Source organism: Streptomyces sp. NPDC085524, assembly GCF_044541755.1.
Taxonomy (GTDB): Bacteria; Actinomycetota; Actinomycetes; order Streptomycetales; family Streptomycetaceae; genus Streptomyces.
The window spans coordinates 43,938-63,610 of the sequence record NZ_JBITTH010000013.1 but is presented as its reverse complement, the minus strand read 5'-3'; the positions used below and the strand labels follow the sequence as shown (position 1 = coordinate 63,610).

Sequence of the window (19,673 nt, the reverse complement as noted above, 5' to 3'; positions counted from 1 at the left end):
GGTCTCGCCTCAGCTCGCTGCGCGCTCCTCCGTGACGGCGTCCGGCGGTTGTCCGGGGCTGGTCAGAGGCGTACGAGGATGGATTCGGCCGCCGTGCGGTGTTCGGCGGCGGTGGTCGGGTCGGTCTCCTGGAGCAGGGTCGCGATTCCCTCGTGGGCCAGGGCTTCCTCGTGCCGGTATCCCAGCTCGGGGGCCAGCTCCAGGGCGTGGCGGTGCAGGCGGAGGGCTTGGCCGGGCAGGCCGGCGAGGCGGCAGGTCTCGGCGTAGGCGTTGAGGAAACGGATCTTCCAGTGGTCCTCGAAGAGCGCGTCGAGAAGGGTGAACGCCTCTCGATGGCTGGCCAGGGCCTCTTCGTAGCGGCCCATCTCGCGCAGGGCGACGCCCAGGCAGTTGAGGCACCAGGCCTCGTTGTTCATGTGCCCGTCCTCGCGGGCCAGGGCGAGGGCGCGGTTCAGGTGTTCCACGGACTCGTCGGGGGCTTCGGCGGCGATGGCCACGCCGAGGGTGATCCGGGCGGTCAGGGTGGGGGGCCATGCGGGGTCCGGGTGGGGGATGTCCAGGACCTCGCGGGCGCGCTGGGCGGCCTGGTCGCGGTGGCCGAGTTGGAGCAGGGACCAGGCCTCGGAGGCGGCGGCGTGGGCCGCACCGGTGGGGCAGCCGGATTCTTCGTAGAGTTTCGCGGCCAGCCGGAAGAGTTCGAGGGGCTCTTCGGTACGGCCCTCGTCCCAGCTGAGGTAGCCGCGGCGCATGGCCAGTTCGGCCGTGTCGCCGTGGAGTTCGGCCGCCTCGTAGGCGGCCGCGGCCTCGGCCATCCGACCCGCGTTGTAGCGGGCGAAGCCCAGGTCGCTGTGGGCTTCGGCCAGCCGGAGCGGGTCGCCGAGGCGCTGGGCGGCGGCGAGGGAGCGTTCGAAGAGGTAGTTGAGGTGCGTGGTGCCGCAGCGGCGGGCGAAGTACGCGCGCAGGAAGCGGGGCAGCTCGGCCACGTGGAGGTCGGCACCGATGGCGTCCGCCGTCTCGAAGGCGGCGATCATGTTCTCGTACTCCGCCGTGAGCCAGGCGATGGCGTGGTTCTTGTCGGCGAACTGCGGGAGCTCGGCCGGGGGGCGGCCGGCGGAGACGGATCGGCCGGGTGCCAGGACCGGCATCGCGGCGTCGGCGGCGGCCGCGGCGTGGACGTAGTAGTCGAGGAAGCGGGCCAGGGCGCGTTCGCGGTCGGCCTGTGAGTCCTCTTCCGCGCAGGCGCGGCGGGCGTGCTGGTGCACCAGGTCGTGCAGGCGGTAGCGGCCCACGGTGGGCTGCTGGACCAGGTGGGCGTCGAGGAGGTCCTCCAGCATCACGCGGGCGCTGCCCAGGGGGAGGTCCGCCAGGGCCGCCACGACGTACTCGTCGAAGGTCCCTCCGGGCAGCAGGCCCAGGAGCCGGAACAGGCGGGCCTGGGAGCGGTCCAGCTGCCTGACGGACATGGCGAACGCCGCGTCGAACTCGCCCGTGCCCTGTGAGAGCCGCTCGGCGAGGATGCCCACGGTCCAGCCCGGCCGGTGGCGCAGCCGGGCCGCGGCCAGCCGGAGGGCGAGGGGGAGGTGGCCGCACAGGCGCAGCACCTCGGCGGCGGAATCCGGATCCTTGGACAGGCGGGCGTCGGCGCCACTGGCACGGGTCAGGAGCTCCGCGCTCTCCTGGGGGCTCAGTACCTCCAGGGAGACCGGGGGCACCTCGTCCAGGCCCAGCAGCCGGTTGCGGCTCGTGATCAGGACGACGGAGGGGCCGGCGCCGGGCAGCAGGGGGCGGACCTGGTCGGCGTCGGCGGCGTTGTCGAGGACCACGACGGCCCGCCGGCCGGCCAGTTCTGCGCGCCAGCAGGCGGCCAGCTGCTCCAGGCCGTCCTGCGGGACCCGCTCGGAGGGCACGTCGAGGGCGCCGAGCAGCATGCGCAGTACGGAGTCGGGAGTCATCGGCTCCCGGCCCTCGGTGAATCCGTGCAGGTCCGCGTAGAGCTGGGCGTCCGGGTAGTCGGCGGCGAGCCGGTGGGCCGCGTGCACGGTCAGGCAGGTCTTGCCCACTCCGGCCATGCCGTCGACCGCGACCACCTGATGGCTTTCCACCGCGGCCAGCAGATCGGCGAGTTGGGCTTCCCGCCCGGTGAAGTCCGGTACGTCGCGCGGCAGATCGTTGCGGGGACGCGGCGGGACCTGGCGGCTGGCCTTCGGGGGCGCCGGCAACGGGTTCGAGGAGCGTTCCCACAGGGGGCGCAGCGGCCGGGGATCCCGCTTGACCAGGCGGCACAGGGCCACCACCGCGGGCCAGGGCGGCACGGTCTGGCCGCTGAGGTAGCGGGAGAGCGAGGAGGAGCTCAGACCGGTGTCCCGCGCGAGGGCTCGTACGCCTAATCCGGACAGCTCCTGCAGTGCGCGCAGCCGACTGGCCAGCTCGTCCTGTTCCACCGTTCCCCCTCGTTCTGTTGTCCCGCTCGGGCAGCAGTATTTCGGCCCGAATCTCCGCTGGTCAAGGCTGTTCCGCCTGTCCCACGGCGTCCCATCGCCCTCCTCCGATCGGCCGGCAACGGCTGTTATGGAGTCACACCGCAAGCGAGAACCACCACAGAGGAGAACAGACATGAAGGCTCGTATGCAGAACCCCGCGATGGTCCTCTCCGGCGCGATGCAGCCCATCCAGGAGATCTTCAAGGCCGTGCACTCCGGCGGGGTGGAAGGCCAGATCCTGGAGCTGGTGCACCTGCGGGTCAGCCAGATCAACGGCTGCAGCGCCTGCGTCGACGGCGGCGCCAAGACGGCCCGCAAGGCCGGCGTGAGCGACGAGCGCCTGGCCACGGTCGCCGTGTGGCGGGAGACCCCGTACTTCTCCGACGAGGAGCGGGCGGCCCTCTCGCTCGCCGAGGCCGCGACCCGGCTGGCCGACCGTCCCGATGCGGTGAACGACGAGGTCTGGGACACCGCCGCCACGTACTTCGACGAGAAGCAGCTCGCCGCGATCATCCTGATGATCAGCGTCACCAACATGTTCAACCGCCTGAACGCCACGACCCGTCAGATCGCCGGCGCCTGGGGCTGACGGACGCCCGGCCCATCCGAAATCCACCCACCGAGAGGAACCCGCAATGAACAAGACCACCGACACCACGGCCGACACCTTCACCGACGAGGAGCGGGCCGCCATGAAGGAGCGCTCCAAGGAGCTGAAGGCGACCGCGCGCCGCGCCTCGAAGGCCGACAGGGCGGCGGAGGAGGAAGCCGCGGTGATCGCGAAGATCGCCGAGATGCAGGACTCCGACCGCGTCATGGCCGAGCGCGTCCACGCGATCGTCAAGGCCAGCGCACCGGGCCTCGCGCCGAAGCTCTGGTACGGCATGCCGTCGTACGCCAGGGACGGCAAGGTCGTCTGCTTCTTCCAGAGCGCGGAGAAGTTCAAGGCCAGGTTCGCGACCCTCGGCTTCAGCGACCAGGCGAACCTCGACGAGGGCACCATGTGGCCGACCACCTACGCCCTGACGGAGATCACCCCCGCCAACGAGGCCGCCATCGCCGCCCTGGTGAAGCAGTCCGCGAGCTGACCCGGACCGGGGCCAGGTCCCCCATCCGGGGGACCGCCCCGCCCCCGGCGTGCCGGACTCCTCCCGACCGGGGAGGATCCGACCGTGCAGCCGAGCGAGATCACCGAGATCCTGAACCGCCCGATCAGCCGGGAACTCCTGGCCCGCGACGTGGCCCGCCTGGCCTACGTGGCCAAGGACGGCACCCCCCGGGCCATCCCGATCTCCTTCGCCTGGAACGGCTCGGAGATCGTCATGTGCACGCCGACGAACGCCCCGAAACTGACGGCCCTGCGCCACAACCCGGCGGTCGCCCTGACCATCGACACCGAGGTGCACCCGCCACAGATCCTCCTCGTCCGCGGCCTGGCCGAGCTCGACGTCGTCGAGGGCATCCCGGACGAGTACCTCGAGGCGAACTCCACGTACGCGATGACCCCCGAGCAGCGGGTGGAATGGGAGGCCGAGGTCCGCTCGCTCTACCGCGAGATGGTCCGGATCGTCGTGACCCCGACCTGGGCCAAGCTGATCGACTTCGAGACCACCCTCCCCAGCGCGGTGGAGGAGCTGCTCCGGGAACGGGACGAACGCGGTCACCTCTGACCCCCGCCCCCGGACTGCCGTCGGCCGCCGTCGGCGGGGAGCGCGTAGCGATCTGACGCGGCTTGGCCCCTCACGGCGCGCGGACGCCGTCATCGAGGAGCGCGTAGCGATCTGGGGCGGCCATGACCAGCCTCAGACGGCCGTCGGACGCCGTCATCGAGGAGCGCGTAGCGATCTGGGGCGGGACCGGCCCCAGACGGGTCGCGGACGCCGAGACGGGCGAAGCGCGTAGCGATCTGTTGCGCCCGGCCGGTCCGGGGGGCGGTCTGGGAGGGCCCGAGGGGAGAGTGGGGGCCGGAGCGGGGTCGGGCATCGTCGACACGGCCGTCCTTTGTCCTCGGACCGGCCCGTCCTTTTGGGGGGTTCCCGGCTGTCCTTTGTCTTTCCGGGGCGGGCCGGTCGGTCAAGGGTCGCCGAAGGCGATCGCGAAGCGACGCGACGAAGGAGCGCCCTTGAGGGACCGGCCCGAACCGGAAGGACGATGGGACAGCCGGGAACCCCCCAAGACCTCCCTGATTCCGCCCTGCTCGGACCCGGCCCGGCGGGGTGCCGCTGCGCGGAGCAGGTCCCCGCCCCGCCCTTTCACCGTTTCCCGGGGCTCCGCCCCAGACCCCGCGCCTCAAACGCCGGCGAGGCTGGATCGTCGGCCCCGGCGAGGCCCAATGCCCGGGCCGCGGCCCACACACCAGCCAGGGCCCACCCGCGCCCAAGGGGCCGGGTGGGCAACCACCGCCCCGGAGCGGGGCCCGAGGGGGAAGAAGTCCCGCCCGCGCAGGCCCCCAACCGGGTGACCCCCGCGCGACCGGCCGACACCGTTGGGCGATTTGTCATACCGGGCGTGGCAGCATCGGGCGCCTCGGAGGTGATCCCATGTCACAGCGGCCGCTTCGCGCTGCCTGCTGCATCGCCGCAGCGTTCCTCGTCGCGGGCCCCGTCCCGCAAGCCGGCGCCGAGCCGGCGAACCCCGGCAACCCCGCTGCCCCCGCCGCCCCAGCCCCAGCCCCAGCACCCGCACCCGCCGCCCCCACCGAGCCCGTGGCCGCGCTGCTCGCCCGCCTCCAGGGCCTGTACCAGAAGGCGGAGGGGGCCACCGAGGCGTACAACGCGACCGAGGCGGCCCTCAAGGCCGGCCGGGAGGAGGAGCGGCTGCGGAGCGCCGAGCTCGGGAAGGCGCGCAGTGCCCTCGACGCCGAGAAGGCCCTCGCCGGGCGACTGGCGCGGGAGCAGTACCAGGGCACCCGGAGCGCGCTCTCCCCGTACGCCCGGATGCTGCTCGCCAGGGACCCGCAGGCCGCCCTCGACGAGCGGCGGCTCGCCGCCCGTGAGGGGGCTCGGCGGGCCGGCGTCCTGGACAGGCTCACCCGGGACAAGACCGCGGCCGCCGCGCTCGCCGCCCGGGCCCGCAAGGCCCTGGAGACCCAGCAGACCCTGGCGGCCAGGCAGCAGACCCAGAAGGAGGAGGTCGGGGCGCAGCTCAAGGAGGTCGAGCGCATGCTGGCCTCGCTGACGCCGGAGCAACTCACCCGGCTCGGCGCGCGGGAGACCGCGAACACCGACGCGGCCCAGCGCGAGCTGCTGGACTCGGGCCGGCTCCCCACCCGCACCGGTACGCCCACCGCGGCCGGCGGCGCGGCCCTCAGGTACGCGGCGGCCCAGATCGGCAAGCCGTACGTCTGGGGAGCCGAGGGCCCGGCGTCCTTCGACTGTTCGGGGCTGACCTCGCAGGCCTGGGCGCACGCCGGCCGCTCCATCCCGCGGACCAGCCAGGAGCAGTGGGCGCAGCTGCCGAAGGTGCCGTTGGACCGGCTGCGGCCCGGGGACCTGGTGGTGTACTTCCCGAAGGCCACGCACGTGGGCCTGTACGTCGGCGGCGGCAAGGTGATCCAGGCCCCGCGCCCGGGGGCCCGCGTGAAGGTCTCCCCCATCGCCGCGAACCCGCTGCTCGGGGCGGTGCGGCCGGACCCGGACGGGGCCCCGCTCAAGGAGTTCACCCCTCCGCCGCTGCCTGAGCCGACCGCGGCGGAGGGGGACGACACGGGCTACTCGTCGGAGGACGCACCCTCAGACGACGAAACCTCAGAAGCCCCGGAAAGCCCAGAAGCCCCGGAAGCGACGGAAACCCCGGCAACCTCAGAAGCCCCGGAAGCCGCGGAGGCGGCCGCAACCTCCGCCAGGTAGTCCGCCGCGTCCTCCGGGTCGTAGAAGTACGCATCGAAGTCGGCCGGGTTGTCGAAGCCATTGGCGAATCGATTCGCCACCGGCTGGAGCTGCCCGGCCGCGCCGATCAGGTTCAGCACGTGCTCCGGCGGGACGCCCAGCATGGCGTTGGTCCACTGGGTCACCGGCTTGCCGGTGGTGAACCAGTACTTGTCGAAGGTGCCCTTCATCCACGCCTCGTCGAACGGCTTGTCGCCGTGCATCAGGATGGACGACAGGTACGAGGCCGCGCACTTGGCGGCCGAGTTCGAGCCCTGGCCCGTGATCGGGTCGTTCGCCACGACCACGTCCGCCACGCCCAGCACCAGCCCGCCGCCCGGCAGCCGGCCGATGGGGTTGCGGACCACCGGCGCGTAGCGGCCCGCCAGGGTGCCGCCCGCGTCCGTCAGTTCCACGTTCCTCGCCCGCGCGTGCTCCCAGGGCGTGAACTTCTCCATCAGCTCCAGCGTGAGCGCCAGGTGTTCCTTCGGGTCCCGCACGCCGTTGAAGACGTCCAGCGGGCCGCCCGGGACGCCCTCCCAGAACAGGATGTCCGCGCGCCCCGACGTCGTCAGGGTCGGCATGACGAACAGCTCGCCGACGCCCGGCACCAGGTTGCAGCGGACCGCCTCGGTCTCCGGGTGCTCCGGGCGCGGGCCGAGCCCGTGGACGTACGAGACGGCCAGCGCGCGCTGCGGGGCGTCGTACGGGGAACGCACCGCGTTCCGCTCGAACATCGACACCAGCTCGCCCTTGCCGGCGGCGACCAGCACCAGGTCGTACGCGCGGGAGAAGTAGTCCAGGTCGGCGACGGACGCGCCGTGGATGACCAGCTGCCCGCCGCGCTGCGTGAAGGCGTCCAGCCAGCCGGCCATCTTCACGCGCTGGTCGACGGACTGCGCGTACCCCTTGAGCCGGCCCATCCAGTCGACGGCGCGGCCCGCGTCGGGGGCGGCGACCGAGACGCCGAGGCCCTCGATCTTCGGCGCCTGCTGCTCCCAGAAGTTGATCTGGAGGTCACGCTCGTGCTGGAGCGCCGTGTCGAACATGCACTGCGTCGACATGACCCGCCCGGTGCGGATCTCGTCCGCCGTCCGGTTGGACATGAGGGTGACGTCGTACTCCTTCGCCTGGAGTCCGAGGGCCAGCTGGAGACCGGCCTGGCCGGCTCCCACGACGAGTATCTTGCGCATCTCTCACACTCTCTGTTCGGACTATTCGGAATCGGGAGTGGTGTCGAGGGCGTGCCCCACCAGCGTCAGCAGGGATTCGACGACGGACCGGCGGTGGCGGGCGTCCATGATCACAACGGGTACGTGCGGCGGCACGGTCAGCGCCTCGCGCACGTCCTCGGGCTCGTAGGAGTCGGAGCCCTCGAAGTGGTTCACCGCCACGGCGTACGGAAGCCCGCAGGTCTCGAAGTAGTCGAGCGCGGGGAAGCAGTCGCGCAGCCGCCGGGTGTCGGCCAGCACGATGCCGCCGATGGCGCCGCGCACGAGGTCGTCCCACATGAACCAGAAGCGCTCCTGGCCCGGGGTCCCGTACACGTACAGAACGAGATCGTCGTCGAGGGTGACACGGCCGAAGTCCATGGCGACGGTGGTGGTGTTCTTGTCCGGGGTGCCGGACAGGTCGTCCGTCGGGACGCTGGCCTGGGTCATCACCGCCTCGGTGCGCAGCGGGGTGATCTCGGAGAGGGAGGAGACGAACGTGGTCTTCCCGACGCCGAAGCCGCCCGCGACCAGCACCTTCACGGCGACGGGGGCGCGGGAGCGGTCGTACTGCCAGGGCTGGACGGGCTCGTCGTCCGACTCCGGCGGGGACACCGGTTCGTCAGAGACGGCGAAGACCACTGAGCACCCTTTCCAGCAGCGCGCGGTCGGGACGGCCCGTGCCGTGGCCCGACCCGTAGACGCGGATCCGGCCCTGGTCGGCGAGGTCGCTGACGAGTACGCGGACCACGCCGAGCGGCAGCTTCAGCAGCGCCGCGATCTCGGCGATCGTGCGCATGCGGCGGGTCACCTCGACGATGGCGCGCATCTCGGGCATGCGGTCGGGCTTCTGCGGCTGCGAGGCCTTCGTCTCCAGGGCGGCGACGAAGGTCTCGACGAGCAGGACCTGCGTGAACCGGGTCCGGCCGCCCGTGAGGGAGTACGGGCGGACGCGGGCGGGGCGGCGGTCGGCGCCGCGTATCGGCAGCCGGTCGGAGGCCGGACTCCTCACGGGGTTTTCTCCATCGACTGGCGCAGCTCACTGCGGACTTCGGGGGTCAGGACGTGGCCGGCGCGGCCGACGAACAGGGCCATGTGGTAGGCGACGACGCTCATGTCGCAGTCCGGGGTGGCGTGCACGCCCAGCAGCGAGCCGTCGCTGATGGCCATGACGAACACGGAGCCGTGCTCCATGGCCACCATGGTCTGCTTGACGGATCCGCCGTCCATGAGGGCGGCGGCGCCGGTGGTGAGGCTGCCGAGGCCCGACACGATGGTCGCGAGGTCGGCGGAGGCTCCGCGCGGGCCCGTGGCGGTGTTCTTGGCCCGTGGTGCGGCCGCACCGGGGTCGGACGACAGGAGCAGCAGCCCGTCCGAGGAGACGACGGCCACGGAATTGACGCCGGGCACCTCCTCGACCAGGTCGGTCAGCAGCCACTGCAGGTTGCGGGCCTGGGTGCTCAGTCCGTACGTACTGGGCGCGGTCATGTGCGTGCCTCCTGTGCGGTGTCCCCCTGGTCGGTGTGCCCCTCGCCCTGTTCCTGCGCTCCGGCCGCCGCCTCCGCCACCTCGGCGGCGAAGACCCGGCGCCCGTCCTGGGCCCCCTGGTAGAAGCCGCCCAGCCGGCGCCGCAGCTCGTCTGCGTCCACGCGTCGGGGCGGGGCGGGACGTACGTCGTCGGCGCGTCCGGCGGCGGTGACGGAGCGCGGGGTCCGCTTGGGCAGGCCCTTGTCGGTGACGTCTTCGCCGTCGGGGTGGCTGCCCTGGCGGGGCAGCCAGTTCCCCTCGGCGGGGGTGTGCGTGTGCGGGTCCGGCTCCGCCGGAGCGTGCTGTACGTCGGCCACGCGGTCGGCATCGTCCGCCGCGGCCGGCACAGCCGACTCGGGGTCCGGCACCCCGGCGGCGAGCGCGTCGGCATCGGGCACGACCCTCGCGAGCAGCTGCTCCTCGGGGGAACCCGCCCCCGGGGTCTCCGCCGGATCGGCGGCCTCGGCCGCCGCCGCTGCGGACACGGTGAACACCTGGTCGGCGGGCGGCAGCGCGGCCCCGTCCGGGGTCGCACCGCCCGCGACCGGCTCCGCCAGGCCCGAAGCGGTGAACACCTGGTCGGCCGGGGGCAGCCCCGCGCCGTCGCCGGCTCGCGGGCGCGGCTGCTCCGAGGGGGCCAGGGCGTGCTCCGGGTCGCCCGCGAGGGCGTCGGCGTCGGCCCCCTGGACCAGCGACAGCGGATCGGCAGCAGCCGGCTCGGCCGCGGCGGCTCCGCCGGACGACCCGGCCTGCGCAGCCACGTCGGCGGTCACGCCGAAGGCGGCGTCCAGGTCACCGATCGCGCCAGAGGCGGCATCGACGTCGGCGGCATCGACGTCGCCGGCTCCGCCGAAGGCGGCCTCCACGTCCCCGGCCGCGCCGAAGGCGGCTTCGACATCCGCGGCCGCGCCGAAGGCGGCATCCGGATCCCCGCCGAGCACGGTGTCATCCGTCGGCTCCGTGCGAGCGGACACGGCGTCCGCACCGCGCGGGCGGGCCAGGAGGGTGTTCTCGTTCGCCTCCGCTATCACGCCCGGCAGGCGCAGGGCGGGCCCGCCCGGGGTGGACAGGGTGTGGACCGGGGTGGCCGGCGGGGTGGCCGGGAGGAGGGAGACGGGGACGACGACCAGCGCCTCGGTGCCGCCGTGCCGGGGGGCGCGGAGCTCCGCCGTCACGCCGTGCCGGGCCGCGAGCCGGCCGGCCACGTACAGGCCGAGGCCGAGGCCGTGCTCCTCCTCGGACTCCTCGTCGTACGCGTCGGGGGTGGAGAGGCGGGCGTTCAGCGCCTCCAGGCGGTCCTCGGTGACGCCGATGCCCTCGTCCACGACGGACAGGACCGCGTCACCGGAGTCCAGCAGCCACCCGGACACCTTCACCTTCACGTCCGGCGGCGAGAACGTCGTCGCGTTCTCCAGCAGCTCGGCCAGCACGTGCGAGATGTCGTCGGCCGCGTGTCCCGCGACCTGGGTGAACGCGGGCAGCGCCGCGAGGTCGACCCGCTCGTAGCGCTCGATCTCGCTGACGGCGGCCCGCATGACGTCGACGAGCGGGACCGGCAGGCCCTGGCCGTGGCCGTGCTCCTGGCCGGCGAGGACCAGCAGGTTCTCGTTGTGGCGGCGCATCACCGTCGCCAGGTGGTCCAGCTTGAACAGGGTCGCGAGCCGGTCCGGGTCCTGCTCCTTGGACTCCAGCTCCTCGATGACCGAAAGCTGGCGTTCCACCAGGCCCAGGGTGCGCAGCGACAGCGAGACGGAGGTCGTCGACATGATGCGGCGGTGTTCTTCCAGACCCGCCCGCAGCTTGGTCAGCTCCTCCTCCAGCGCCTCCCGGCCGGCGGTCAGCGCCTCGTTGCGGCCGTTGATCCGGCGCTTGTCGGCGTCGAGCCCGGCGATCCGGGTGTGCAGGGAGACCGTCTGCTCGCGGACGGCGTTCAGATGGCGCACGACCTCGGCGAACTCGTCGTTGCGGCCGGTGAACCGCACGGGCTCCACCGAGCCCTCCGGCGTTGCCAGCCGCTCCGCGCCGCGGCGCAGGACGGACAGCGGCCGGGTGAGCGAGCGCGCCACGGCGGTCGCGAAGCCGACGGCGAAGAGGAAGAGCACGCCCATCGCCGCGATGACCAGTTCGAGCCGGGTCACGTCGTCGTCGCGCTGCGCGGCGAGCGCGGAGGACCGCTGGCCGGCCAGCGTCGACTCCACGGACCGCATGCGGTCGAGGCGGGCGGTGAGCGCGGAACCCACGGCGCCCGCGTCGGTCTTGCGGTCGGCGGAGTTCAGGGTGGGCCGCTCGGTGAGCTTCTTGAGGTAGTCGTCGGCCGTCTTGACCTCGGGGCCGGTGACGGTGGCGGCGAGGGTCTGCCGTACGTCGGGGCGCGCGGCCCGCGCGAAGTCGTCCAGAGCGGCCTGTTCGCGTACGCGTGCCCGCTGCGCGGCGGTGGTGAGTTCGTCGACCACGGCCGAGTTGGGGGGCTGCTCGCCGCGGGGGACGGCCAGCGCGGCGAGCAGCAGTCCGCGGGTGGCCGAGGCCTGCTCCACGGCCTGGGCGAGCGGGGCCAGGGGCCGGGTGGTGGCGAGGGCCGCGGTGGCGCGCGGCGGCGTCAGCTCGGCGAGCCGGTCGCCGGGGGCGAGGAGTTCGGCGATGACGCCCGCGTAGGCCTGGTGGGCGGCGAGGGCGCTGCCCTTGCCGTCGACGGCCTCGGTGCGGACGGCCCGGATCCGGGCGAGGGAGCGGGCGGTCGCCTCGTCGGCATCGGCCTGGACCTCGGCGAGCTGCCGGTCGGTGCGGGCGATGCGCTCCTGGACGGGGCCCTTGGCGTTGCCGGGGCGGCCCTTGGCGGCGTACTCGACGACGGCGTCGCGCTCGTCGCCGAGGAGGTGGGTCAGGGTGAGCGCCTGCCCCGTCTGCTCCGCGAGGGTGACGAGGGTCTGGGAGTCGTTCAGTTCCCTCGTGGCGGAGACGACGGCGGGTGCGCCGGCCGCGAGGACGGTGAGGCCGGTGACCGCCACTCCGACGACCAGCCTGCGGCGCACGCGGACGCGTCGTCCTGCGGGGGCCGGGCCGTCGGTGGCGGTGCCGTTCTTCCGAGACCGCTTCTTCTGCACCGGTGCTCGCAATCCTGTACGTGTGCTCTTGCTCGTCTACTCGTGTGGCCGAGGTAACGGCCGGTCAACAAGTAAACGCCCCCTGCCCCCTCGTACCGCTTCAGACCTTTGCAGCGTGTTGGGGAGAGAGCCGCACATCGCCCACCCGGCCACTCGAACGAGTGAACATCACGGATGAGTTGGCTTCCAACTCGGACAGGTGGCTCCAGAGCCGCGCCGTGGACGGGCGGTTGAAAGATCGATGGGGGCTTTGGCAATATGCGCGCCCACACCGGCGCGGGGCGGCGGCCGGCGCCCCTGCGGGGCGGGCGCGGCGCGGTTCGCCCTTTCCCGCCCGGGTCCCGGGATTTGGTACGGACCTGACTGCGCGCGGCACCGCCGGGCGGGCAGTATGTCCGCATGCGCATCGACCTCGCTTCCGCCCCCGGCAACCGGGAACGCCCCAATGAGGACTGGGTGTCGGCGGCGATCCCCGCCTCGGGGGGCGGGGTCCTGGTCGCCCTGGACGGGGTCACCCCGCCGAGCGGCGAGGACGGGTGCACGCACGGGGTGCCGTGGTTCACGGCCCGGCTCGGCGGCCGATTGACCGAACTGTCCGGATCGCGGCGGGACATGCCGCTGGACGGGATCCTCGCGGAGGCGATCCGCGGCACGGCCGATGCCCATCGGGGGGCGTGTGACCTTTCTCACGTCCGCACGCCGCAGGCGACGGTGGTGATGGTCCGCTGGGACGAGGAGTACGTGGAGCACCTCGTGCTCTCGGACTCCGTACTGCTCCTCCAGGCGCCCGGGGGCGAGGTGACGGCGGTGCGCGACGACCGGCTGGACCGGGTGCCGCGGGAGGTCCTGCGGTCGGTGGCCGCGACGGACGCGCTGCGCAACGCGGAGGGCGGCTTCTTCACGGCGGCGGCGGATCCTGCGGTGGCTCGGCGGGCGGTGACGGGGCGGTGGCCGCGCCACCGGGTGCGGGCGGTGGCGGCGCTCACGGACGGGGCGAGCCGGTGGACGGACACGTTCGGGGAGGGCGACTGGGCGGAGTGCCTGGCGCTGCTCCGCAAGGAGGGCGCGGAGGCCCTGATCGGCCGGGTCCGCGCGATCGAATCCGACCCGTCCCGTACGGTCCCCCGCGGCAAACGCCACGACGACGCGACAGCGGCCTACGCAGAGCTCTAACCGCACCGGGCCGCGGGCGCCGCCACCCCCTCCATCCAGCCCGCACCCTCCAGCCCGTCCGGCGTTTGAGGACCGGGGTCTGGGGCGGAGCCCCCACGCGGCGGAGCCGCACATTCGGTACGCCGGGAAGGGGCGGGGTGGGGTGAGGCGCCGCGCACGCAGGGGCCCGCACACGCAGGGGCCGCCGGGCCCGGGCGCGCGGCGGGGCACCTCCTCGGCCGTCGAACGTTTCACGGGGCCGGAGGGCGGAGGGCGGTTGCGTTCGACGCCCTGCGGGGGCGCCCCGCCGCACACCCGACCCCGACGGCGGCAGCGCGAGCGGCGGGGCACTCCGGCAGGGGCCGCGGGGAGGGCTACTCGCCGCCCGCGTTCAGTTGGTTCAGGAGACGGGCCAGTTCGGCCACCTCACCGCGGTCCCAGTCGGCCAGCTTGCGCATGTACTGCTCGCGCCGCGCGTCCCGGACGCGGAGGAACCGCGACCGGCCCTCGTCGGTGAGGCCCACGAGGAAGGCCCGCCCGTCGGCGGGGTCCGGCTCGCGGGCGACCAGGCCCAGGACCTCCAGCGCCCGCAGCTGGCGGCTCATCGTGGCCTTGCCGACGCCGAAGTACGCGGCCAGTTCGGTGGCCCGCTGCCGGCCGGCCGCCTCCAGGCGTACGAGGAGCCCGTACGCGGCGGGTTCCAGCTCGGGGTGCAGCTCGCGGGCCATCTCGCCGGAGGAGGCTCGGGCCCGTCGGAGGAAGACGGACAGTTCCCGCTCCAGGGCAAGGAACTCCTGGTCTTCGCTCCCGTGCACGTACGGCTCCTTCGGTGGTGTGTGAGCAGCCAGTATTTCGCAGGGGGCAAGGCAAAGGCCCGGGACCCCGCCGGAGACGGGGACCCGGGCCGGACCCGGTGTCAGGCGGCGGCCGGCAGGGCGACTTCCGCTTCGGCGAGGGCGAGCGCCAGCACCTGGCGGACGTCCGTCACGGGGTGGACCTCCAGCCCCTCCAGCACCTCGGCCGGGACGTCGTCCAGGTCGGCCTCGTTGCGCTTCGGGATGATGACGGTGGTCAGCCCGGCCCGGTGCGCGGCCAGCAGCTTCTGCTTGACCCCGCCGATCGGCAGGACCCGCCCGGTCAGGGAGACCTCGCCGGTCATCGCCACGTCCGTGCGGACCGTCCGCCCGGAGAGGAGCGAGGCGAGGGCGGTCGTCATGGTGATGCCGGCGCTCGGGCCGTCCTTGGGGACCGCGCCGGCCGGGAAGTGGATGTGCACGCCCCGGTCCTTCAGGTCGGCGACGGGCAGTTCCAGTTCGGCGCCGTGCGAGCGCAGGAAGCTCAGCGCGATCTGCGCCGATTCCTTCATGACGTCGCCGAGCTGGCCGGTGAGGGTGAGTCCGGCGGCGCCGGTCTCCGGGTCGGCCAGTGAGGCCTCGACGAAGAGGACGTCGCCTCCCGCGCCGGTGACCGCGAGTCCGGTGGCCACGCCGGGGACGGCGGTGCGCCGCTCGGCCGGGTCCTGGGCGGATTCCGGCACGTGGTGCGGCCGCCCGATGAGGGCGCGGAGGTCGTCGGCGCCGATCCGGAAGGGCAGTTCTCGCTCCCCCAGCTCGTGCTGCGAGGCCACCTTGCGCAGGAGGCGGGCGATGGACCGCTCCAGGGTGCGCACGCCCGCTTCGCGGGTGTACTCGCCGGCCAGCCTGCGCAGGGCGTCCTCCTCCAGGACCACTTCGTCGGCTCCGAGGCCGGCGCGGTCCAGCTGCCGGGGCAGCAGGTGGTCGCGGGCGATGACGACCTTCTCGTCCTCGGTGTAGCCGTCGAGGCGGACCAGCTCCATGCGGTCGGCGAGCGCCTCGGGGATGGCCTCCAGGACGTTGGCGGTGGCGAGGAAGACCACGTCGCTGAGGTCGAGTTCGACCTCCAGGTAGTGGTCGCGGAAGGTGTGGTTCTGGGCGGGGTCCAGCACCTCCAGCAGGGCGGCGGCCGGGTCGCCCCGGTAGTCGGAGCCCACCTTGTCGATCTCGTCGAGGAGGACGACCGGGTTCATGGACCCGGCCTCCTTGATCGCCCGTACGATCCGGCCCGGCAGCGCGCCGACGTAGGTGCGCCGGTGGCCGCGGATCTCGGCCTCGTCGCGGACGCCGCCGAGGGCGACGCGGACGAACTTGCGGCCCATGGCGTGTGCGACGGACTCGCCGAGGGAGGTCTTGCCGACGCCGGGCGGCCCGACGAGGGCGAGGACGGCGCCGCCGCGGCGGCCGCCGATGACGCCCATCCCGCGCTCGCTGCGCCGCTTGCGGACCGCGAGGTATTCGGTGATGCGGTCCTTCACGTCGCTCAGTCCGGCGTGCTCGGCGTCGAGGATCGCCCGCGCGCCCTGGATGTCGTACTGGTCCTCGGTGCGTTCGTTCCAGGGCAGTTCGAGGACGGTGTCGAGCCAGGTCCGGATCCAGGAGCCCTCGGGGCTCTGGTCGCTGGAGCGCTCCAGCTTGTCGACTTCCTTGAGCGCGGCCTCGCGTACGTTCTCGGGCAGGTCGGCGGCCTCGACGCGGGCGCGGTAGTCGTCGGACTCCTCGCCGTCCTTCTCGCCGTTCAGCTCGCGCAGTTCCTTGCGTACGGCTTCCAGCTGGCGGCGCAGCAGGAACTCGCGCTGCTGCTTGTCGACGCCGTCCTGGACGTCCTTGGCGATGGATTCGGCGACGTCCTGCTCGGCGAGGTGCTCGCTGAGCGCCTTGACTGCGAGGCGGAGGCGGGCGACCGGGTCGGCGGTCTCCAGCAGCTCGACCTTCTGGGCCACGGTCAGGAAGGGCGAGTAGCCGGAGTTGTCGGCGAGCGCCGAGACCCCTTCGATCTGCTGGACCCGGTCCACGACCTGCCAGGCCCCGCGCTTCTTGAGCCAGCTGGTGGCGAGCGCCTTGTACTCCTTGACGAGTTCGGTCACGGCGCCCGGCAGCGGATCGGGGACGCTCTCCTCCACGGTCTCGCCCTCGACCCAGAGCGCAGCCCCCGGCCCGGTGGTCCCGGCCCCGATGCGGACCCGGCCGAGGCCGCGGATCAGCGCGCCGGGGTCTCCGCCGGAGAGCCGCCCGACCTGTTCGACGGTCCCGAGCACACCGGTCCCGGCGTACGTCCCGTCGATGCGCGGCACGAGCAGCACCTTGGGCTTCCCGCTGCCCGCCGCCGCCTGCGCCGCCTCGACGGCTGCGCGCACCTCGGTGTCGGACAGGTCCAGCGGGACGACCATTCCGGGCAGCACGACCTCGTCGTCGAGCGGCAGCACGGGCACAGTGAGCGGTACGGACGTCGAAGCCATGATCTTCCCTCCGGCAGTGAAGTTGAGCTACGCCGACTCAATGCATCTGCGCGGCCCGATGTTCCCCAACGCCCGTTCGCCGGGGGCGAACACCTCTCAGACGGTGGAGATGCGGACGTCCCCCGAGGTCGTCTTCGCCGCGAGGCGGGAGGCCGCCGCCGGGTCCGAGGGGAGCGTGACGTCCTGCGTGCCGGAGGTGGTGGCGACCGCGAGCAGGTAGGGGGCCGAGGGGACCTTCAGGGTGACGTCGCCCGAGGAGGTCTCGGCGCGCACGGAGGAGGGGACCTTCGCGAAGTCCAGGCGGGTGTCGCCCGAGTCCGAGCGGACGTCCGCGTCCGGTCCGGACAGGCCGGTGGCGCTGATCGCGCCCGAGGACGTACGGATCTTCAGCGGGCCGGCGATCCGCTCGGCGGCGACCTTGCCGGAGTCGGCCTTCACCTCGGCCGCCGCCACGCCCGTCACCGAGATGCGGCCGCTGCTGCTCTCCAGCTTGACCGTGGCGGCGGCCGGGACCTCCAGGCGGTAGTCGACGTAGCAGGTGCCGGAGCAGCCGTCGGTGAAGGTGAGCACCCCGCCGGTGACCTTCTGGCCGGGCACGGGCGCGCTGTCCCCGCGGTAGTGGACGGTACGGCGGACCGTGACGCCGGGCCCGGTACCGGGCGTGACCTCGATGGAGCCGGCCCGGGTGTCCCCCAGCTCCACGGCGGTGACGGCCTCGGCGACCGTGGCGTCGGCGGTCGCCGTCTTCTTCGGGCCGTCGGTGAAGGAGCAGCCGGCCAGGAGGAGTCCGGCCCCGAGGACGACGGCTGCGGTGCGGGCTGACGCGGTGTGAGAAGTCATGCCACGATGCTCGCCCGCCACGGGGGCGCGGCCGATGGGGCCGGTACCCGGACCCCGGGTGGGGTTAACCCCCGGACCCTTGACCTGCTGGAGCGGGGCTGGCTCGCCCGCGACGGCGACGGGCGGCTGTGGATCACCGAGGCGGGCGAGGAGGCCCGCCTCGACCTCAAGCGGCACGCCCCCGCCATCATCGGCCGGATCCACGAGGGCGTAGCCGAGGCCGACTACGTCACCACGCCGAAGGTCCTCCGCCAGATGATCCGCAACACCGGCGGCACCCTGCCGGCCTAGGCGTGGCCTAGGCGGGCTGCTCCGCCATCGAGGCGGCGATGACCGAGAACACGGCTCCCTGCGGGTCGGCCAGTACGGCCATCCGGCCGGCCACCATGTCGAAGGGGGGCGCCAGGACGGTGGCGCCCGCCCGCACCGCCGCGGCGGTGACGCCGTCGACGTCGTCCACGGAGAAGTACGCCATCCAGTGCGGAGGGGTCCCGGGCGGGGCCTTCTCCAGCGTCATCATGCCGCCGACGGCCCGGCCGCCGACCTGCCACTCCACATAGCCCTCGGCGCCCTCCGTCCCGGACGCCTTCGGCGTCATCGGCAGCGCCGCCGCGTAGAACCGGCCCGCGGCATCCGTGTCGGTGGTGCTCAGCTCGTTCCAGATCAGCGCGCCCGGCTCGTTGACGATCCCGGCACCGGTGAACGACTTCGCCTCCCACAGCCCGAAGACCGCCCCCTGCGGATCGGACACGACCGCCATGCGGCCGATGTCCGTGACGTCCATGGCCGGCATCATCACCTTGCCGCCGGCCTCGCCGATCTGCCCGAGGGTCCGGTCGACGTCGTCCGAGGCCAGGTACGTCGTCCAGACCGCCGGGGGCATCGGGTCGGGGGTGGTGCCGTCCGGGTTCATGGCGGCCATGATCCCGGCGACCGGCCTGCCCTTGAGCGAGCAGACCGCGTAGCCGCCGGTCTCCGGCGGGCCCACCTCGCCCTGCCAGCCGAAGAGGTCGCTGTAGAAGTCGATCGCACTCTGCTGGTCCGGGACCATCAGGTCGATCCAGCAGGGAGTACCTGCCTCGTAGGGGCCGTTCTTCTCGGGCACGGGGTTCTCCATGGGACGGGTGGGTCAGGACTGCCGTTCCGTACCCCCGCAAGGCCCGGGAAATCCGCCCGTCCGGGTGATCTCAGGTCGTCACCGGACGCCCCGCGGACTCGAGCCCCCACTCGCTCCAGGACCCGTCGTACACGGCGAGGCTGCCGTACCCGGCGAGGTCCGCACCCAGCGCGAGCACGCAGGCGGTCACCCCCGACCCACAGCTGAAGTAGAGCCGCTCCCGGTCCCCCGCCAGCGCCTCGAAGGCCTCCCGGAGCTCCCCGGCGGGCCGCATCCGGCCGTCCGGCCCCTGGAGTTCACCGAAGGGCAGGTTCAGCGCGCCCGGCATGTGCCCCCCGCGCAGCCCGGGCCGCGGCTCCGGGGCGGTACCCGCGAAGCGCTCCCGCGTACGGGCGTCGAGCACGGCGGCGGCCGTGTCGGTCAGGGCCGCGGCGACGCTCTCGGCGCCGACCACCAGCCCGGTCCGGGGCCGCGCGGTGAACGAGCCCCGGGGGCCGCCGTAGTACGGGGCGGTGTCCTCGACGGGCAGCCCGGCGGCAGCCCACGCGGGCAGCCCCCCGTCCAGCACGGCGACCCGGTCGAAGCCCATCGCGCGCAGCATCCACCAGGCGCGGGCGCTGGAGTAGATGCCGGCGGCGTCGTAGACCACCACGGTCGCGGTGTCGTCCACACCCAGGGCCCGCATCGCCTCGGTGAACTCCCCCGCACCCGGCATGGTGTGCGGGGCGGGGGCCGTGTGGTCGGACAGCACGCCGTCGAGGTCGAAGGGACGGGCGCCGGGTATGCGCCGGGATGCGCCCCGGTGGGCCCCGACGGAGGCGTCGAACACCACGACCCCCTGCCCGAGGCGGTCGGCGAGCCAGTCGGTGTCGACGAGGGGGCCGGGTACCGGGATCTCGGCTGCGGTCATGCGGGGCCTCCGGGGGGTGCGTAGGGGCTGGCCGCCTCATCCTTGCGCACCCGGATCGGCGCGGCGGGGTCCGGGCGGCCGCTGCGCGGGGCCGGGTCCCCTGCCCGCCCTTCCAGCGTTCCCCGGGGCTCCGCCCCGGACCCCGCTCCTCGAACG

Annotated in this window: 15 protein-coding genes and 2 pseudogenes; 6 read left to right on the top strand and 11 right to left on the bottom strand. The window is 73.5% G+C overall.

The window, feature by feature from the left end:
* Positions 1-62: 62 nt before the first annotated feature.
* Entirely contained in the window at positions 63-2,441 is a 2,379-nt protein-coding gene (locus tag ACIGFK_RS21175) for a tetratricopeptide repeat protein (RefSeq protein WP_376656672.1), read from the bottom strand.
* Between the two features lie 172 nt (positions 2,442-2,613).
* Here ACIGFK_RS21175 and ACIGFK_RS21170 point away from each other — a divergent pair, with 172 nt between their 5' ends.
* The 4 genes and pseudogenes from ACIGFK_RS21170 to ACIGFK_RS21155 form a co-directional block, all read left to right on the top strand.
* Positions 2,614-3,069 (top strand): carboxymuconolactone decarboxylase family protein, encoded by a 456-nt coding sequence (locus ACIGFK_RS21170; RefSeq protein WP_376656673.1) that lies wholly within the window; start codon positions 2,614-2,616, stop codon positions 3,067-3,069.
* 46 nt (positions 3,070-3,115) lie between these two features.
* Complete coding sequence (locus tag ACIGFK_RS21165; RefSeq protein ID WP_376656674.1) at positions 3,116-3,568, top strand: iron chaperone; 453 nt, start codon at positions 3,116-3,118, stop codon at positions 3,566-3,568.
* An 84-nt stretch (positions 3,569-3,652) separates the two neighbouring features.
* Entirely contained in the window at positions 3,653-4,150 is a 498-nt protein-coding gene (locus ACIGFK_RS21160) for a pyridoxamine 5'-phosphate oxidase family protein (RefSeq protein WP_400053097.1), read from the top strand.
* Between the two features lie 870 nt (positions 4,151-5,020).
* Positions 5,021-6,067 (top strand): annotated as a pseudogene (locus ACIGFK_RS21155) (C40 family peptidase); the annotation flags it as partial.
* A gap of 122 nt (positions 6,068-6,189) precedes the next feature.
* On the opposite strand, the gene ACIGFK_RS21150 reads toward ACIGFK_RS21155, so the two are convergent.
* The 5 genes from ACIGFK_RS21150 to ACIGFK_RS21130 are packed head-to-tail and all read right to left on the bottom strand — an operon-like array spanning position 6,190 to position 12,185.
* A complete protein-coding gene (locus ACIGFK_RS21150) occupies positions 6,190-7,539 on the bottom strand; it encodes a styrene monooxygenase/indole monooxygenase family protein (protein WP_400053096.1) in 1,350 nt (449 codons plus the stop codon).
* A 21-nt stretch (positions 7,540-7,560) separates the two neighbouring features.
* Complete coding sequence (locus ACIGFK_RS21145; protein ID WP_376656678.1) at positions 7,561-8,199, bottom strand: ATP/GTP-binding protein; 639 nt, start codon at positions 8,197-8,199, stop codon at positions 7,561-7,563.
* The gene (locus tag ACIGFK_RS21140) at positions 8,180-8,569 is read right to left on the bottom strand and encodes a DUF742 domain-containing protein (RefSeq protein WP_376656679.1); all 390 of its coding nucleotides are present in this window, start codon (positions 8,567-8,569) and stop codon (positions 8,180-8,182) included. Before ACIGFK_RS21140 ends, ACIGFK_RS21145 begins: the two co-directional genes overlap by 20 nt.
* Positions 8,566-9,045, bottom strand: coding sequence for a roadblock/LC7 domain-containing protein (locus ACIGFK_RS21135; protein ID WP_376656680.1), 480 nt, complete (start codon positions 9,043-9,045; stop codon positions 8,566-8,568). Before ACIGFK_RS21135 ends, ACIGFK_RS21140 begins: the two co-directional genes overlap by 4 nt.
* Positions 9,042-12,185 carry a nitrate- and nitrite sensing domain-containing protein gene (locus tag ACIGFK_RS21130; RefSeq protein ID WP_400053095.1) on the bottom strand — a complete coding sequence of 1,048 codons (3,144 nt, stop codon included), beginning with the start codon at positions 12,183-12,185 and terminating at the stop codon, positions 9,042-9,044. Before ACIGFK_RS21130 ends, ACIGFK_RS21135 begins: the two co-directional genes overlap by 4 nt.
* A gap of 399 nt (positions 12,186-12,584) precedes the next feature.
* On the opposite strand from ACIGFK_RS21130, the gene ACIGFK_RS21125 reads away from it, so the two are divergent.
* Positions 12,585-13,358: a hypothetical protein gene (locus tag ACIGFK_RS21125; RefSeq protein ID WP_376656682.1), complete on the top strand. Its 774-nt coding sequence runs from the start codon at positions 12,585-12,587 to the stop codon at positions 13,356-13,358.
* A gap of 353 nt (positions 13,359-13,711) precedes the next feature.
* Here the strand turns inward: ACIGFK_RS21125 and ACIGFK_RS21120 are convergent, their stop codons facing one another.
* From ACIGFK_RS21120 to ACIGFK_RS21110, 3 genes are all read right to left on the bottom strand, one after another.
* Positions 13,712-14,152 (bottom strand): MarR family winged helix-turn-helix transcriptional regulator, encoded by a 441-nt coding sequence (locus tag ACIGFK_RS21120; protein ID WP_376656683.1) that lies wholly within the window; start codon positions 14,150-14,152, stop codon positions 13,712-13,714.
* A 101-nt stretch (positions 14,153-14,253) separates the two neighbouring features.
* On the bottom strand, positions 14,254-16,650 hold the full coding sequence (gene lon / locus ACIGFK_RS21115) for an endopeptidase La (RefSeq protein WP_376656684.1): 2,397 nt from the start codon (positions 16,648-16,650) through the stop codon (positions 14,254-14,256).
* 96 nt (positions 16,651-16,746) lie between these two features.
* Positions 16,747-17,490 (bottom strand): DUF4097 domain-containing protein, encoded by a 744-nt coding sequence (locus tag ACIGFK_RS21110; protein ID WP_386471416.1) that lies wholly within the window; start codon positions 17,488-17,490, stop codon positions 16,747-16,749.
* A gap of 84 nt (positions 17,491-17,574) precedes the next feature.
* Here ACIGFK_RS21110 and ACIGFK_RS21105 point away from each other — a divergent pair.
* Positions 17,575-17,781 (top strand): annotated as a pseudogene (locus ACIGFK_RS21105) (MarR family transcriptional regulator); the annotation flags it as partial.
* 7 nt (positions 17,782-17,788) lie between these two features.
* Here the strand turns inward: ACIGFK_RS21105 and ACIGFK_RS21100 are convergent.
* Entirely contained in the window at positions 17,789-18,595 is an 807-nt protein-coding gene (locus ACIGFK_RS21100; RefSeq protein WP_376656686.1) for a VOC family protein, read from the bottom strand.
* 82 nt (positions 18,596-18,677) lie between these two features.
* On the bottom strand, positions 18,678-19,517 hold the full coding sequence (locus ACIGFK_RS21095) for a sulfurtransferase (RefSeq protein ID WP_400053091.1): 840 nt from the start codon (positions 19,515-19,517) through the stop codon (positions 18,678-18,680).
* Between the last annotated feature and the right edge of the window lie 156 nt (positions 19,518-19,673).